Below are 16,565 nucleotides of genomic sequence, written 5' to 3' on the forward strand. Positions count from 1 at the left end.
TTCGTCAAAAGGGGATATTTTGAACGGAGAATTGTTGTGGGTGTTAACCCTCCTGTTGATCGCAATTGTACTGTTCACCACAAACAAAATTCGGATGGATGTGGTGGCATTACTCGTTATAGTGGCCTTTGTTCTAAGTGATACTTTAACCTTAGAGCAAGCGACCGCGGGTTTTGCGGACCCTAACGTATTATTGATAGCGGCTTTATTTGTTATTGGTGATGGCTTAGTACGAACCGGTATCGCCTATCAAATGGGGGATTGGCTAGTACGAGTGGCTGGTAGCAGCGAAAGCAAGATGTTAGTTTTTTTAATGATCACCGTTGCTGGGCTTGGTGCCTTTATGAGCTCTACTGGTGTTGTCGCTATCTTTATTCCTGTCGTGCTGAGTGTTGCAGCACGAATGAAAATTTCTCCAAGTCGATTAATGATGCCTTTAGGCTTTGCCGGCCTGATCAGCGGTATGATGACGTTGGTCGCAACACCACCGAATATGGTGGTTAACAGTGAGTTGGTCAGAGAAGGTATCAAAGGCTTTCAATTCTTTTCAATTACACCGATTGGTTTGGTGATTTTACTGGCCGGTATCGCGTATATGTGGGTTGCGCGCCGTTGGTTAGGTAGCAGTGAACCAGACAAACTTCCTGAGCGTTACCAACGTAGTTTCCGTGATTTGATTCGTGACTATAAATTAACGGGTAGGGCGCGTCGTCTGGCTATTCGTAAAGGTTCCCCCTTGATCGGACATTCTCTTGATGAACTACATTTGCGTTCTCGCTATGAAGCTAACGTCGTTGGGATTGAGCGTTGGCGTAAATTCCGCCGTGTTATGGTGAGTGCAACTGGTGGCACAGAACTTAGAGAGCAAGATGTATTGCTGGTGGACATTTCTGTGAGTGACGATGAACTACGTCAATTTTGTTTTGAGCAGAAATTAGAACCAATGATATTACGTGGTGATTACTTTTCAGATCAGTCCCGTGATGTTGGCATGGCTGAAGTTTCTATGAACCCTGACTCTGAATTATTGGGTAAAAGCTTACGCGATATTAAGTTTCGTACTCGCTATGGCCTCAATGTGGTGGGGATTCGTCGTGATGGTAAAGCGATGGATGGTAAGCTCGTTGATGAGCCTTTACGCCTTGGTGATATCTTATTAGTCATTGGGGATTGGAAATTAATTCGTATTTTATCAACCAAACCTCGTAATTTTATTGTATTGAATCTGGCCGCAGAGGTTGAAGCCGTCGCTCCTGCTTCGTCACAAGCACCGCATGCTTTATTTTGTTTGGCCTTAATGGTTGCCATGATGGTCACTAATGAAATTCCCAACTTTATTGCTGCATTAATTGCTTGTTTATTGATGGGAAAATTTCGTTGTATCGATATGGAAAGTGCTTATAAATCGATTCACTGGCCAAGTATCATACTGATTGTCGGGATGATGCCATTTGCGCTAGCATTACAAAAAACTGGAGGGATCGCCTTAGCAGTAGATGCATTAATGGAAATAGCCGGTAATTTGGGACCACATGTGATGTTACTGTGTTTATTTATACTTTGTGCCTCTATAGGTTTGTTTATTTCAAATACCGCGACCGCTGTTTTAATGGCGCCTATCGCTATCGCGGCAGCTCGTCAAATGGAAGTCTCTCCTTTACCCTTTGCTATGATTGTCGGTATTGCGGCTTCTGCTGCATTTATGACGCCTGTTTCCTCACCAGTCAACACATTAGTACTTGGACCAGGAGGTTATAAATTCGGCGATTTCGTTAAAATAGGTGTTCCTTTCACGATAGTGGTAATGATAATCAGTGTATTGATTGTGCCTATTCTTTTTCCTTTCTAATAATAATGAAGCCCTCTTAACGAGGGCTGCTAGTTTCTTATATTAATGAAAAAACTTAATGTTTAACACCTTAAAGATTTTCTCATCACCGGAGAAGGCGATATTCTCTATTGAAAATAAATAGCGATTCTACGGAGGGGAGAATGAGAAATAGCGCACATAGACGAAATACCTATTATGGGGAAGCGGATTTTGAAAATTTTTGGGGAGAGGAATTAAGTGAAGTAGTCATACGGCATCATGTAGAAAGCCATGCTATTTATAATAATAGCCGACTATTAACTGAGAAGGTTTATCATGATATACCCGATAAAACAATATTAAAGAATGTGTTTTATTTTTTATATGAAATAGGAATAGATAATTCTTATGATTATTGGTATGTCAAAATTAAGACTAAAAGTGGCAAAGTATATAAAACAAAAACTAATTTCTATTGTTCTATTAGAGAAAGTGACCATGGAAAAGTGATATTGGGTGTTAACGGTGAGTCGAGAAGACTGTATTTAGATTTTCCGAGTTCATCGAATTGTTCAACGGCCTTAAATGAAGCGGATTAAACAAACAAAACTGGAATGGTAAGACGCATTCCAGCTTAGAAAGTTAATGACTAATTTCATCCAGTGAAAGTTTGAATCCCGGAACAAAAATGTCGATGAAATAATCCATTTCAGGGCTTTTTCTTTGCGCAAGAATTTTTTCAAGACGTTTTTTGGCTAATTTAAATTCACTATTTCCAGCGGATAATTCTTCTAGACATTTCAAGTAAGCACAGAGTGAGTCTGCTTGTTTTACTATACTATGTTCTTCATTTGACTGTAATTCTTCGATAAGCAGCGGTTTAAAATCTTCCTGTAATTCTTCAGGTAACATATCTAATAGCTTTTGCTGAGCAAATTGCTCGATTTTTTTATATTCATGGGCAATTTGTGAATTGTGATACTTAATCGGCGTTGGGAGATCGCCCGTAATCACTTCACTTGCGTCATGATACATGGCTAACAAGGCGATGCGCTCAGCATTGACATGACCACCAAACTTACGGTTTTTGATGATGGCCAGTGCGTGAGCGACCATCGCTACCTGTAAACTGTGCTCTGAGACGTTTTCAGTGCGTACGTTACGCATGAGTGGCCAACGATGGATGAGTTTCATTCGTGCAAGGTGGGCAAAGAAGTAGCTCATATAACCTCATTAAACAGGTAAAAAGGGAATTATAATATAGTTTATTTAAAATAGATATTGGTTTATTAAAGCTTAATAAGATGAAAATCAAATCTAATTAATAATTAAAATGCTTTTACGAATATCACCATTCATTTATTTTATTATTGTTTAAACGTGACACTGTTTAATTTCACGGAGTCAATTCATTGTTGTTAAATTAATGGAGGTAAATGATGGGGGTTGAATTAGGCTGGAATTTGGGGTTTATCACATTTGAAAATTTTTGGCATGAAAAATTAAAATATGTGAGATTATATCACACGACGGATAATGGTAAGCCAACAGATATGACACTGTATCATGTTGAACATGGGAGTATTATCAAAAAAGCAGGTTCATTTGAATATGATGGTCAGCTAAATTATTGGCGATTAGAAATTATTACAGAGAGAGGAGAGAAGTTTATAACAAAAAATAACTTCTATTGTACGATAACAGAAGAAGATGATCCGGAAGTTATTATCGGTGTTAATGGTGATGCAAGAACAATGTATGTTGCATTTTCTCACTCTAGTGGATGTAAAACTAAATTATTAAAAGTTTAATGATGTTAATTTAAATTGTTATAAAAATAAATCAATGGTGTGATACCAATCTAAAAAAGATAGCGAATGTTGGGTTCATAATAAATTAAAAACATCATTTATAGAGCTTCTATTATGGATGCTCTTTAATTGCCTGTATATTTGTTTTTAATTATTGTTTGATCTGCGGTGATAAAAATCTATAATCAGCATAAACATTCTTAATAAATAATAGTAGGGGACATCATGAAATACTTTCCAATTATATTATTGCTGTTTTTCTTAGCTGCTGTTTATTTTATTTCCATTATCTAACGATTAGTCATCAACAATCAATTTATGTGTATTGTCTTTTAAAGAATACCAATGAGAAAGATAGTACAATCATAATGAGATGATTTTAGATTGTTACTCAACATTATTTGATGAGACGGGGCTCTTATTTGCTTTGATAGTGAGTGAGAGCTTGTTATTTATTATCCACTATTGCATTTGCTTATCGTGCTATTTGCCATAAAAATGGCAACTCCCTCACAAGAGGAAGTTGCACAGTCACTGTCAATTACTGACGATAATTCTCGATAAAACGGCCAAATTTATTAATCGCCATTTCAAGATCATCTGCATAAGGTAAGGTGACGATCCTAAAGTGGTCTGGCTCAGGCCAATTAAATGCCGTTCCTTGTACCAAAAGAACTTTTTCTTGTAGTAACAGATCAAGGATCATTTTTTGGTCATCATGGATATTAAAGCGTTTAATATCAATTTTAGGGAACATATAAAGTGCCCCCTGTGGTTTGACACAAGAGACCCCAGGTATCTGATTAATTAGCTGCCATGCGCGCTCTCTTTGCTCATATAGACGACCACCAGGTTGAATAAATTCACTAATACTCTGATAGCCTCCCAAAGCGGTTTGAATAGCATGCTGCATTGGAACGTTAGCGCATAAACGCATAGATGCTAACATTTCAAGTCCTTCGATATAGCTTTTAGCTTGTTGTTTTGGTCCGTTTAAGACCATCCAGCCTTGTCGGAAACCGGCTACACGATAGGTTTTTGATAAACCGTTAAAAGTGACAGTAAGTAAATCTGGAGCTAATGCGGCAATAGAGTGATGAACGGCATTATCGTAAAGAATTTTGTCGTAAATTTCATCGGCGAAAATAATAAGGTTGTTCTGGCGAGCAATCTCAACAATTTCCAGTAGAAGCTCTTTGCTGTAGACCGCGCCTGTCGGGTTATTTGGGTTGATAATCACGATACCCCGAGTACGAGGGCTGATTTTTTTACGGATATCGTCAATATCAGGCATCCACCCTTGTTGCTCATCACACATGTAATGCACGGCATTACCGCCAGACAGGGAAACCGCAGCTGTCCAAAGAGGGTAATCAGGTGCTGGAACCAGCATTTCATCGCCATTATTGAGTAACGCTTGCATTGCTTGCACGATTAATTCAGAAACACCGTTACCGATATAGACATCTTCAACCGTCATTTCACGAATATCGCGTGCTTGATAATGCTGAACAATCGCTTTACGCGCAGAATATAATCCTTTTGAATCACAATAACCCTGTGAGCTAGGGAGATTACGTAGCACATCTACCAAAATTTCATCAGGGGCTTCAAAACCAAATGGTGCCGGATTACCAATATTAAGCTTGAGAACTTTATTACCTTCTTCTTCTAAACGTTTTGCTTCTTTTAATACAGGCCCGCGTATGTCGTAGCAGACATTATCAAGCTTATTGGATTTCTTTACATTATTCATTCTTTCTCTCATTACCCTATTTGGGAAGACATAAGTAGGGGGAACTCCGGCTTAGCATCTACTCTACTCCTACCTCGGAAGCTTTTGAAGATAGTAGATAATTTTTGGTGTAAAAGGTTGGTTTATGTTGTAATCCAACTGTTGATATCTAAAGATATAACTTAGTTTGGGTTTTACATTCAATTGTATCGGTTAATTTGGAATTTAATATTAACAATTGGGGCTGTTTTGGAGGAAAAAATATCAATAATGTGCAGATAAAGGCAAATCATAAAAACATTGTATCAAATTGTAAGATTGATGACGAAATTGGATGTATAGAAATAAAAATTCATAGATTTCCGCGGTTTTTTAACGAAAATAAGCTCTTTTTGTTAGCAATATTGATTATTCTAGTGAGAGAATAATGAATAAAAATGAAAGAATTTATCTTAATGCATTGAAATAAGGATATTTTTATCAAGTTGGGTGTATGTGTATAAAGGCGTTTACATTAAAATAATTGCAATTACATTAAATATGTTACTATTTAGAGGATGGCAAAAAAAGAAGGTTGTATTTGTGATTTCAATTAAATCGACTGTTTAAAAAGCTTTTTTTGTCATTTGGTGGTGCTTTCGTTTTTGGAGGTGCCTATTAAGATAAAGTGCAATAAATGCGAGTCTAAGGATTGATAAGCATTAAACAAGTTATTTAAGTTATTAAATAATCTGATCTCAGGGAGGAGAGCAGGAACACCAGGTATCATAAAATTATATAAGAGAATTCATGATGATAAATTCCAATCGTCCAATAATGAACCTTGATCTGGATTTACTGAGGACATTTGTCGCAGTTGCCGATCTGAATACATTCGCCGCGGCAGCCGCTGCGGTATGTCGAACTCAGTCTGCTGTTAGTCAGCAAATGCAACGTTTAGAACAATTAGTTGGCCGTGAATTATTTGCTCGTCACGGTAGGAATAAGTTATTAACGGCTCATGGTTTACAATTGCTAGGTTACGCAAGACAGATCTTACGAGCTAATGATGATGCAACAGCATCATTGACTTATAACGATGCAGAAGGTGAGCTGAGAATCGGTGCATCCGATGACACTGTTGATATCTTACTTCCATTCTTACTTAACCGTATCGCATCTATTTTCCCTCGCCTTGCGGTAGAAGTCCGAATCAAGCGTGCACACTTTATTGAGTCCATGCTAGATAGCCATGAAATCGATTTGGCGTTGACAACGGCACGTATTAGTCACCATCCGAAAACAGCGCTCAGAACAGTTCCTGTGTTATGGCACAGTGCACCTGATTTCCAATTAAGAACAAATGAACCTATTCCCCTGGTGGTGATGGATGAGACGAATCCATTCCGCAAATTGAGCACCGACGCTTTGGATGATGCGGGTCTTGCATGGCATGTCGCTTATGAAGCCGCATCGCTGCCAGCCGTGAGAGCAGCAGTCAATGCGGAAGTAGGGGTCACAGCACGTCCGATGGAAATGCAAAATGCGGATTTGCGTATTCTTGGTGAAGCTGACGGTTTACCTCGCTTACCCGACATTCAGTATTGGTTATACAAAAATGCGGATGAGCAAAAGGATTTTGTCCTCACGGTGTTTAGTGCAATTGAGAACAAGAAAATTCCTTATGCTGTTGCACCCATGAATGATGAAGCCGTTGTAAATGAAAATGAAGGGGCATTTTAAGCATTAATCATTATTGATGATTATTAAATGATTAATATGTACTCAAGAGAAAAGCCGCGAAAAATTCGCGGTTTTTTTTAGGCCCAAAAAGCCAAAAAAGAATAAAAAAAGAACGTATTAACCACTTAATAAGTATGGTTAAAAAGCATGTAACGTGAAATAATTGTGATGTAGATGGCAGAACATGAATTTCGTTTTTTAGTTACGAAATTGTTATGTTGTTAACAATCATATTTTGCTGAATTGATAAAATAGCGCTGCTGGGTCAGGCAGTTACTTGATTTAGTGAATAAAAAATCGTTAATATGACTTAGCCTAAATTTGAATATTCTGTAAACAGTATGCGCATATTTTCAATAAAAATGTGCGCTAGATCAAAAAAAAAGAGCAAGTTTTCATCTAGTAAGACAGGTTTTTCCTGAGATAATAGTGTAGTAAAAGCGAATAATCAGTTAGACTAGTCATTGTGTTTACTAGGTGTATTATCACACTGACACGTTTTAGCTGCTTTTGAGTACTTTTTGTTGCAATCTTGTTTTTTACTGGTTGGTGGATTGTAACAATTACGGGTTATTTTGCTTAATTTAAGCAAAGTAAATAGTCAGAGAGAGGACAAACCAAACGCAGTCTTCAGGCTGATTTTTATGTTTGGTGATGATTTTTGGTCTTTCTTCTCGGTTAACTGGGCAATTATGGTGCAATACTGCCGTGATGTTGATAAGAGCAGATTACGCACCATGTGTAATGAGTAAGCAACGAGTATGTCTGAATCTATCCTAGCGTTAGCCCACAACTGGGCCTTTGCGATATTCTTTGTCGGCGCCATCGCCCTTTGTTCGTTTATGTTGGTTGCTGGTCATTTTCTCGGCAGCCGTGCCAAAGCCAGAACAAAACATGTACCTTATGAATCAGGTATCGATTCAGTAGGTAGTGCCCGTCTTCGTATGTCAGCCAAATTCTATCTGGTTGCCATGTTCTTCGTTGTTTTCGATGTTGAAGCTATGTTCCTCTTTGCTTGGGCTGTCGCAGTCCGTGAAGTAGGTTGGTTGGGCTTTATCGAGGCAGCAATCTTCATTCTGGTATTGTTGGCGGGACTGTTTTACTTGATTCGCGTCGGTGCATTGGATTGGACTCCTGTCCGTTCACGTCGCGCAGTAAAAGGTCCTAGTGAAGTTATTAAAATCAGCAATCGTCATCCGCAGTAAAAAGCGAGGCATTATACAATGGATTATACGCTCACCCGCATAGATCCGAACGGTGAGAACGACCGTTACCCCCTGCAAACTCAAGAAATTGTAACAGATCCACTTGAGCAGCAAGTTAAAAACAGTGTTTACATGGGAAAACTTTCTCATGCGCTACATGATGTCGTTAACTGGGGACGTAAAAATTCTCTTTGGCCATATAACTTTGGTCTCTCATGTTGCTATGTTGAAATGGTAACGTCGTTCACAGCAGTTCATGACGTAGCCCGCTTTGGGGCAGAAGTACTCCGTGCTTCACCTCGTCAAGCCGACTTTATGGTCGTTGCAGGAACCTGCTTTACTAAAATGGCTCCGGTAATCCAGCGTCTTTATGATCAGATGTTGGAACCAAAATGGGTTATCTCCATGGGGGCATGCGCTAACTCTGGTGGTATGTATGACATTTATTCCGTTGTTCAGGGAGTAGATAAGTTTATCCCTGTGGATGTCTACATTCCAGGCTGCCCACCACGTCCCGAAGCTTATATGCAAGCATTACTTCTATTACAAGAATCTATCGGGAAAGAGCGTCGTCCGCTTTCGTGGGTTGTGGGTGACCAAGGGGTTTATCGTGCCAATATGCAATCAGAAAGAGAAAGAAAGCACGGTGAACGTATTGCAGTGACTAACCTGCGTACCCCAGACGAAATTTAAGGCTTAAAGCCATACAGCGTAACAGAGCAATGTGTTGCGAAATAATAAACCTGATCAAGCGTTATGGTGAAGAATGATGACAGATCAGATAGCGCAAGAAAGTACCCTGCCTGGATGGCAGACACAGGATCACTTAAATGATCCTGTACTTCTGGAACTGCGCAACCAATTTGGCCCGGATGCCTTTTCTGTTCAAGCGACCCGTACTGGCATGCCAGTTATCTGGGTGCGGCGCGAGCAGCTACTGGAAGTCGTAGACTTTTTGAAAAAACTACCAAAACCTTATGTGATGTTATTTGACTTACATGGGGTGGATGAACGTCAAAGAATACATAGACAAGGTTTGCCAGAGGCAGACTTTAGTGTTTTTTATCACTTCATCTCTATCGATCGTAACCGTGATATTATGGTGAAAGTCGCATTAAGTGAAAAAGACTTAAATGTGCCTTCCATGGTGTCATTATTCCCAAATGCTAACTGGTATGAGCGTGAAGTTTGGGATATGTTTGGTATTACCTTCCAAGGTCATCCGAACTTACGTCGCCTGCTTATGTCACCGAGTTGGGAAGGCCACCCATTACGTAAAGACTATCCTGCCCGTGCAACAGAATTCGACCCATTTGAGTTGACCAAGCAAAAACAAGATCTGGAAATGGAAGCGTTGACTTTCAAACCAGAAGAGTGGGGCATGGCTCGTGGGAACGAAAATGAAGATTTCATGTTCCTGAACTTGGGACCGAACCACCCTTCATCGCATGGTGCTTTCCGTATTGTATTACAGCTTGATGGCGAAGAAATCGTAAACTGTGTACCTGACATTGGTTATCACCATCGTGGTGCAGAGAAAATGGGGGAACGTCAGTCTTGGCATAGCTACATTCCTTATACCGACCGTATCGAATACCTCGGTGGTTGCGTTAATGAAATGCCATACATATTGGCCGTTGAAAAGCTGGCCGGTATTGAAGTCCCTGATCGTGTTAAAACGATTCGTGTCATGCTATCTGAATTGTTCCGTATTAATAGCCATTTGCTATACATCAGTACTTATATTCAAGATACGGGAGCGATGACACCGGTATTCTTTGCGTTTACCGACCGCCAAAAAGTGTATAACGTCGTTGAGGCTATTACGGGTTTCCGTATGCACCCAGCTTGGTTCCGTATTGGTGGGGTTGCGCACGACCTACCGAGAGGTTGGGATAAATTATTACGTGAATTATTAGATTGGCTGCCAAAACGTCTTGATTCCTATGTGACAACAGCCCTGAAAAACTCCATTTTAAAAGGCCGTTCAATCGGTGTTGCTTCATACACTAAAGAAGAAGCTTTAGCTTGGGGAGTCACAGGGGCAGGCTTACGTGCTACCGGAATTGATTTTGACGTACGTAAATGGCGTCCATATTCAGGTTACGAAAACTTTGAGTTTGATATTCCAATCGCACATAACGGTGATTGCTATGACCGTGTGATGATTAAAGTGGAAGAGATGCGTCAAAGTATGCGTATTCTTGAGCAATGTCTGAAGAACATGCCTGAAGGGCCTTTCAAAGCCGATCACCCATTGACGACGCCGCCACCAAAAGAGCGGACGCTGCAACATATCGAAACCCTGATCAATCACTTCTTACAAGTGTCATGGGGTCCGGTTATGCCAGCCAATGAATCATTCCAGATGATTGAAGCAACCAAAGGAATTAACAGTTACTACTTAACGAGTGATGGCAGCACGATGAGCTACCGTACTCGTATCCGTACACCGAGCTATGCACACTTGCAGCAAATTCCAGCGGTGATTAGGGGTAGTCTGGTTTCCGACTTGATTGTCTATCTGGGTAGTATCGATTTTGTAATGTCGGATGTGGATCGCTAACCATGCATAATGAACATAATAAGCAGACCAGTCTTGATGGAGTCAATGTTTTTGAGCCTCAAGAAGCACAGCACGGCTTTGTGTTAACGGAAGCTGAACGTGCAGAAATTGAAGGTGAAAAGCACCATTATGAAGACCCGCGCGCTGCCTCCATTGAAGCACTGAAAATTGTGCAAAAAAACCGTGGCTGGGTTGAAGATGGTGCCATTCACGCTATCGCTGAAGTGCTGGGTATTCCCGCGAGTGATGTTGAAGGTGTGGCGACATTCTATAGCCAAATCTTCCGTCAGCCTGTAGGTCGTCACATTATTCGCTATTGCGATAGTGTGGTTTGTCATATTACAGGTTATCAAGGGTTAGAAGCTGAAATCATTAATCAGCTGAATATTCGCCCAGGCCAGACAACAAAAGATGGCCGCTTTACGCTGTTGCCAACCTGTTGTCTGGGGAACTGTGATAAAGGTCCTACCATGATGATTGATGAGGACACGCACAGTTACGTACAGCCTGAAGATATTAAAAAGTTACTGGAGCAGTATCCATGACAAACTCCTTTAAACAAGTGATCCGTACTGCGGAAACACATCCGTTGACATGGCGTTTGCGTGATGACAAACAGCCTGTTTGGCTGGATGAGTATCGCAGTAAAAATGGATATAAAGGTGTGGAACGTGCGCTTAAAGGCATGGCACCGGATGAAGTGGTGAATCTAGTTAAAGATGCTGGATTAAAAGGACGCGGTGGTGCAGGTTTCTCCACCGGGCTGAAATGGAGCCTGATGCCAAAAGACGAAAACATGAAACTGCGTTACTTCTTATGTAATGCGGATGAAATGGAGCCAGGCACCTATAAAGACCGTCTATTGATGGAGCAATTACCACATTTATTAGTTGAGGGTATGATCATCGGGGCTTATGCACTAAAAGCTTACCGTGGTTATATTTTCTTGCGTGGTGAATATGTCGAAGCGGCAAAGCATTTACGACACGCTATCGAAGAAGCGAAAGCCGCGGGCTTACTCGGTAAAAATATTTTAGGTTCAGGATTTGATTTTGAACTGTTTGTACATACTGGCGCTGGACGTTATATCTGTGGTGAAGAAACCGCCTTGATTAACTCCCTTGAAGGCCGCCGTGCGAACCCTCGTTCAAAGCCACCCTTCCCAGCAACATCTGGCGCATGGGGTAAGCCAACGTGCGTTAATAACGTGGAAACTATCTGTAACGTTCCTGCCATTTTAGAGCATGGAGAGCAGTGGTATATCAATCTCAGTGCAGGCAAAAGTAAAGATGCAGGTACTAAATTGATGGGCTTCTCTGGTCGCGTCAAAAATCCGGGATTATGGGAATTACCGTTTGGTACGACAGCGCGCGAAGTGCTGGAAGATTACGCGGGCGGTATGCGCGATGGCCTCACGCTTAAAGCATGGCAACCAGGTGGTGCAGGTACTGACTTTTTAACGGGAGATCACCTTGATTTACCTATGGATTTCGAATCTATCGGTAAAGCAGGAAGCCGTTTAGGTACTGCATTAGCAATGGCCGTTGATAACGAAATTAATATGGTGTCTCTGGTTCGTAACCTTGAAACCTTTTTCGCTCGTGAATCGTGTGGTTGGTGTACGCCTTGCCGTGATGGTTTGCCATGGAGCGTAAAAATTTTACAAGCGTTGGAAAACGGGGAAGGGCAACCGGGTGATATTGAAACGCTGGAACAGCTATGCCGTTTCTTAGGTCCGGGCAAAACTTTCTGTGCTCACGCACCGGGTGCGGTTGAGCCATTACAGAGCGCTATCAAATATTTCCGTGAAGAGTTTGAAGCGGGTATCTCGCAAAAAGATCTGCGCAATATAGCCCAGATAGCAGGTATTCAGCCCAACCTGTTAAAACAGCGTTGGTAATATTTTTTGTGAATGAGCAACCACAAAAAATCGATTTTTCACGAAGAACGTATTTTTGATTAACGCCTGCTGTGAAGCGGGCCTTTGGGAAGCATGCTGACTATGGCTACAATATATGTAGACGGCAAAGAATATGATGTAAACGGGTCTGAAAACCTGTTGCAAGCCTGCCTTTCTCTGGGGCTAGATATTCCTTATTTTTGCTGGCATCCAGCGCTGGGAAGCGTTGGCGCTTGCCGCCAGTGTGCGGTTAAGCAGTATCAAAACGCGGATGACACCCGTGGTCGCCTTGTTATGTCCTGTATGACACCGGCAACGGAAGGGACTTACATCTCTATTGATGATGAAGAAGCCAAACAATTCCGTGAAAGTGTTGTTGAATGGCTCATGACCAACCACCCTCATGATTGTCCAGTCTGTGAGGAAGGGGGCAACTGCCATTTGCAAGATATGACGGTGATGACCGGTCATAATATGCGTAAATATCGTTTTACTAAACGTACACACGTTAATCAGGACTTAGGGCCATTCATTAATCATGAAATGAACCGCTGTATCGCCTGTTATCGTTGCGTTCGTTATTATAAAGATTACGCAGATGGTACCGACTTGGGTGTCTATGGTGCACACAACTATGTCTACTTTGGTCGTACTGAAGATGGCACACTGGAAAGCGAATTTTCAGGTAACTTAGTTGAAGTGTGTCCAACAGGTGTGTTTACTGATAAGACGCATTCAGAGCGCTATAACCGTAAATGGGATATGCAATTTGCACCGGGTATCTGCCAGCAGTGCAGTCTCGGTTGTAATACCAGCCCAGGTGAACGCTATGGCGAGCTACGCCGTATTGAAAACCGTTATAATGGTTCGGTAAACCACTATTTCTTATGTGATCGCGGTCGTTTTGGTTATGGTTATGTGAATCGTAAAGATAGACCTCGTCAGCCATTACTGAATAAAGATGGCGTTAAGCAAGTTATTTCCGCTATCGAAGCAATGCAAAGTGGTGCACAGATTATCAATCAAGCGAAGAAGGTGATTGGTATCGGCTCTCCTCGTGCAAGCATTGAAAGTAATTATGCATTACGTGCCTTAGTGGGTGAAGAAAACTTCTACTCAGGTGTATCAGCGGATGAGCAACGCCGTCTTGAACTGATGCAAAATATCCTAGAAAACGGCGGTATTTATACACCAAGCCTACGTGAAGTAGAAGGTTATGATGCTGTTTTGGTTCTGGGGGAAGACCTCACTCAGACGGGCGCTCGTATGGCTCTGTCTGTTCGTCAAGCAGTGAAAGGTAAAGCTCGTGAAATGGCAGCAGCTCAAAAAGTGGCTGATTGGCAAATCGCGGCGATCATGAATATTGGTCAACATGCCAAGTATCCGCTGTTTATCACTAACGTAGATGATACACGTTTAGATGATATCGCGGCATTTAACTACCGTGCGCCTGTTGCTGATCAAGCTCGCTTTGGTTTTGCTATTGCGAATATGATTAATGGTGATTCGCCGGCAGTCGCGGATTTACCGAGTGAGTTAAAAGCAAAAGTACAAACCATCGCAGACGCGCTGGCGAGTGCCAAGAAACCATTGATTATCAGTGGTAGCCATTCGGCAAGTGATGCAATGATCCAAGCAGCCGCTAACGTTGCTTTTGCGCTGAAAGCGAAAGGGGCACAAGTTGGCTTATCTTATCTAGCTTCACACGCGAACAGCTTTGGTTTAGCGATGATGAAAGCGCCTTCACTCGATAGTGCTTTTGCGCGTATCAACGCAGATGAAGCGGATGTGGCTATCGTGATGGAAAATGACCTTTACCGTCACAGTAGTGTCAATAAGGTTGATAGCACACTGGCTAAGTTGAAGCATTTGATTGTGGTTGACCATCAACATACTGCCATCATGGATAAAGCAACCTTGATCCTGCCAGCAGCAAGCTTTGCTGAAGCAGATGGTACGCTGATTAACCAAGAAGGTCGTGCACAACGTTTCTTCCAAGTCTTTGACCCATCTTTCTACGATAAAGCTATCGTGATGAACGAAAGTTGGCGTTGGTTGCACTCACTACAAACCGAAGCACAAGAGCGCGATGCGGATTGGTCACAACTTGATCATGTCATTGCGGAATGCGTGAACGCTTTACCTCAGTTCGCCGGTATAGTCGATGCTGCACCAAAAGCGTCTTTCCGTATTCGTGGTCAGAAGTTAGCACGTGAACCGCACCGCTACAGCGGTCGTACCGCGATGCTAGCGAACCAATCTGTTCATGAGCAGCGTCAACCTCAGGATAAAGACACGGCATTTGCTTTCTCTATGGAAGGGAACAATAGTCCAACCGCACCGCGCCAGCAAATTCCATTTGCATGGGCTCCGGGTTGGAACTCACCACAAGCTTGGAACAAGTTCCAAAGCGAGGTAGGCGGGCACTTGCGTTTTGGTGACCCTGGTGTTCGTTTGTTCAATTCAACAGAAAGTAAAATAGGCTACTTCACTGACATTCCAACCGCGTATCAAGCGACTGAAGCGCAGTGGGTTGTTGCGCCTTATTATCACTTGTTCGGTAGTGATGAAATGTCACAACGTTCTGATGTGATCCAACAGCGTATGCCTGAACCTTACATTATGTTGAATGCACAAGATGCCGCAACGCTAGGGCTTGCGGCGGGGACTAAAGCTGAATTTAGTCACGAAGGGCAAACTTTCAATTTGACAGTTCGTGTTAGTCAAAACTTGTCTTGTGGCCAAATTGGTCTACCTCTAGGTATGCCGGGTATTGCACCAGCCATGGCGGGTGTGTCAGTCAATAATCTACGGAGGGGGGCATGATGGATTGGATATCCCCAGAAGTGATGGAAATCCTGATTTCTATCCTAAAGTCGATTGTCATCCTATTGGTTGTTGTGATCTGTGGGGCATACATGAGTTTGGGTGAACGCCGTATTCTCGGTTTATTCCAAAATCGTTATGGTCCTAACCGTGTTGGACCGTTTGGCATGGGGCAGTTAATGGCCGACATGTTCAAAATGCTGTTCAAAGAAGACTGGATCCCACAGTTTGCCGATAAAAAAATCTTTACGCTGGCACCCGTGATTGCGTTTTGTTCACTGTTCCTTGCGTTTGCTATCGTTCCTGTTAGCCCGACATGGCATGTTGCAGACCTAAACATTGGGATCCTATTTTTCCTAATGATGGCGGGTCTTGCTGTCTATGCGGTGCTCTTTGCCGGTTGGTCAAGTAACAACAAATACTCACTGCTGGGCGCAATGCGTGCATCGGCTCAAACAGTGAGCTACGAAGTGTTCTTGGGACTTTCATTGATGGGGGTTGTGGCTCAGGCTGGCTCCTTCAATTTGATTGATATCGTCAATTCTCAAGAAGGCATGTGGAACGTCATTCCTCAGTTCTTTGGTTTTGTGACGTTTGCGATTGCAGGTGTTGCGGTATGTCACCGTCACCCGTTTGACCAACCAGAAGCAGAACAAGAAATTGCGGATGGTTACCACGTTGAATATTCAGGTATGAAATTCGGCCTATTTTTCGTCGGTGAGTATATCGGTATTGTTACTGTCTCTGCATTGATTGTCACACTGTTCTTTGGTGGCTGGCATGGGCCGTTCTTGCCGTCATTCTTGTGGTTTGCCATTAAGACTGCCTTCTTCATGATGATGTTCATCTTGATCCGTGCATCTTTACCGCGTCCGCGTTATGACCAAGTGATGTCCTTTGGCTGGAAAGTCTGTTTGCCACTGACTTTGCTTAACCTGCTGGGTACCGCAGCAGTCATTTTATACAACGCTCAGTAAGGGGTGATTGAAC

General features: G+C 42.1%; 13 protein-coding genes. 11 read left to right on the forward strand and 2 right to left on the reverse strand.

The window, feature by feature from the left end; genetic code table 11:
• The first annotated feature begins 19 nt into the window (after positions 1–19).
• Together M1F03_RS08245 and M1F03_RS08250 are read left to right on the forward strand one after the other, a co-directional pair.
• The gene (locus M1F03_RS08245) at positions 20–1,849 is read left to right on the forward strand and encodes an SLC13 family permease (protein WP_154622731.1); all 1,830 of its coding nucleotides are present in this window, start codon (positions 20–22) and stop codon (positions 1,847–1,849) included.
• A gap of 143 nt (positions 1,850–1,992) precedes the next feature.
• On the forward strand, positions 1,993–2,409 hold the full coding sequence (locus tag M1F03_RS08250) for a hypothetical protein (protein WP_195848629.1): 417 nt from the start codon (positions 1,993–1,995) through the stop codon (positions 2,407–2,409).
• Positions 2,410–2,452: 43 nt separating this feature from the next.
• Here the strand turns inward: M1F03_RS08250 and yfbR are convergent, their stop codons facing one another.
• Positions 2,453–3,034, reverse strand: a complete 582-nt coding sequence (yfbR, locus tag M1F03_RS08255; protein ID WP_154623041.1) for a 5'-deoxynucleotidase — start codon at positions 3,032–3,034, stop codon at positions 2,453–2,455.
• A 215-nt stretch (positions 3,035–3,249) separates the two neighbouring features.
• On the opposite strand from yfbR, the gene M1F03_RS08260 reads away from it, so the two are divergent.
• Entirely contained in the window at positions 3,250–3,621 is a 372-nt protein-coding gene (locus M1F03_RS08260) for a hypothetical protein (RefSeq protein ID WP_154635741.1), read from the forward strand.
• Between the two features lie 541 nt (positions 3,622–4,162).
• Here the strand turns inward: M1F03_RS08260 and M1F03_RS08265 are convergent.
• The gene (locus tag M1F03_RS08265; protein ID WP_154622103.1) at positions 4,163–5,377 is read right to left on the reverse strand and encodes a pyridoxal phosphate-dependent aminotransferase; all 1,215 of its coding nucleotides are present in this window, start codon (positions 5,375–5,377) and stop codon (positions 4,163–4,165) included.
• A 771-nt stretch (positions 5,378–6,148) separates the two neighbouring features.
• Here M1F03_RS08265 and M1F03_RS08270 point away from each other — a divergent pair.
• From M1F03_RS08270 to nuoH, 8 genes are all read left to right on the forward strand, one after another.
• Positions 6,149–7,078: a LysR family transcriptional regulator gene (locus tag M1F03_RS08270; protein ID WP_154622114.1), complete on the forward strand. Its 930-nt coding sequence runs from the start codon at positions 6,149–6,151 to the stop codon at positions 7,076–7,078.
• 761 nt (positions 7,079–7,839) lie between these two features.
• A complete protein-coding gene (locus M1F03_RS08275) occupies positions 7,840–8,283 on the forward strand; it encodes an NADH-quinone oxidoreductase subunit A (RefSeq protein WP_070929231.1) in 444 nt (147 codons plus the stop codon).
• Positions 8,284–8,301: 18 nt separating this feature from the next.
• Entirely contained in the window at positions 8,302–8,976 is a 675-nt protein-coding gene (locus M1F03_RS08280) for a NuoB/complex I 20 kDa subunit family protein (RefSeq protein ID WP_154622104.1), read from the forward strand.
• A 73-nt stretch (positions 8,977–9,049) separates the two neighbouring features.
• Positions 9,050–10,849, forward strand: coding sequence for an NADH-quinone oxidoreductase subunit C/D (gene nuoC / locus M1F03_RS08285; RefSeq protein WP_195848136.1), 1,800 nt, complete (start codon positions 9,050–9,052; stop codon positions 10,847–10,849).
• 2 nt (positions 10,850–10,851) lie between these two features.
• Positions 10,852–11,394 carry an NADH-quinone oxidoreductase subunit NuoE gene (gene nuoE, locus M1F03_RS08290; protein ID WP_154622105.1) on the forward strand — a complete coding sequence of 181 codons (543 nt, stop codon included), beginning with the start codon at positions 10,852–10,854 and terminating at the stop codon, positions 11,392–11,394.
• On the forward strand, positions 11,391–12,749 hold the full coding sequence (gene nuoF, locus M1F03_RS08295; protein ID WP_154622106.1) for an NADH-quinone oxidoreductase subunit NuoF: 1,359 nt from the start codon (positions 11,391–11,393) through the stop codon (positions 12,747–12,749). The genes nuoE and nuoF overlap by 4 nt, the downstream gene beginning before the upstream one ends.
• Positions 12,750–12,851: 102 nt before the next feature.
• Positions 12,852–15,575 (forward strand): NADH-quinone oxidoreductase subunit NuoG, encoded by a 2,724-nt coding sequence (gene nuoG / locus M1F03_RS08300; RefSeq protein ID WP_251464005.1) that lies wholly within the window; start codon positions 12,852–12,854, stop codon positions 15,573–15,575.
• Positions 15,575–16,552 carry an NADH-quinone oxidoreductase subunit NuoH gene (nuoH, locus tag M1F03_RS08305; protein WP_154622116.1) on the forward strand — a complete coding sequence of 326 codons (978 nt, stop codon included), beginning with the start codon at positions 15,575–15,577 and terminating at the stop codon, positions 16,550–16,552. Before nuoG ends, nuoH begins: the two co-directional genes overlap by 1 nt.
• Positions 16,553–16,565 lie beyond the last annotated feature (13 nt).

The sequence above is a fragment of the Providencia sp. PROV080 genome, assembly GCF_033688105.1.
Classification (GTDB): Bacteria; Pseudomonadota; Gammaproteobacteria; order Enterobacterales; family Enterobacteriaceae; genus Providencia; species Providencia zhejiangensis.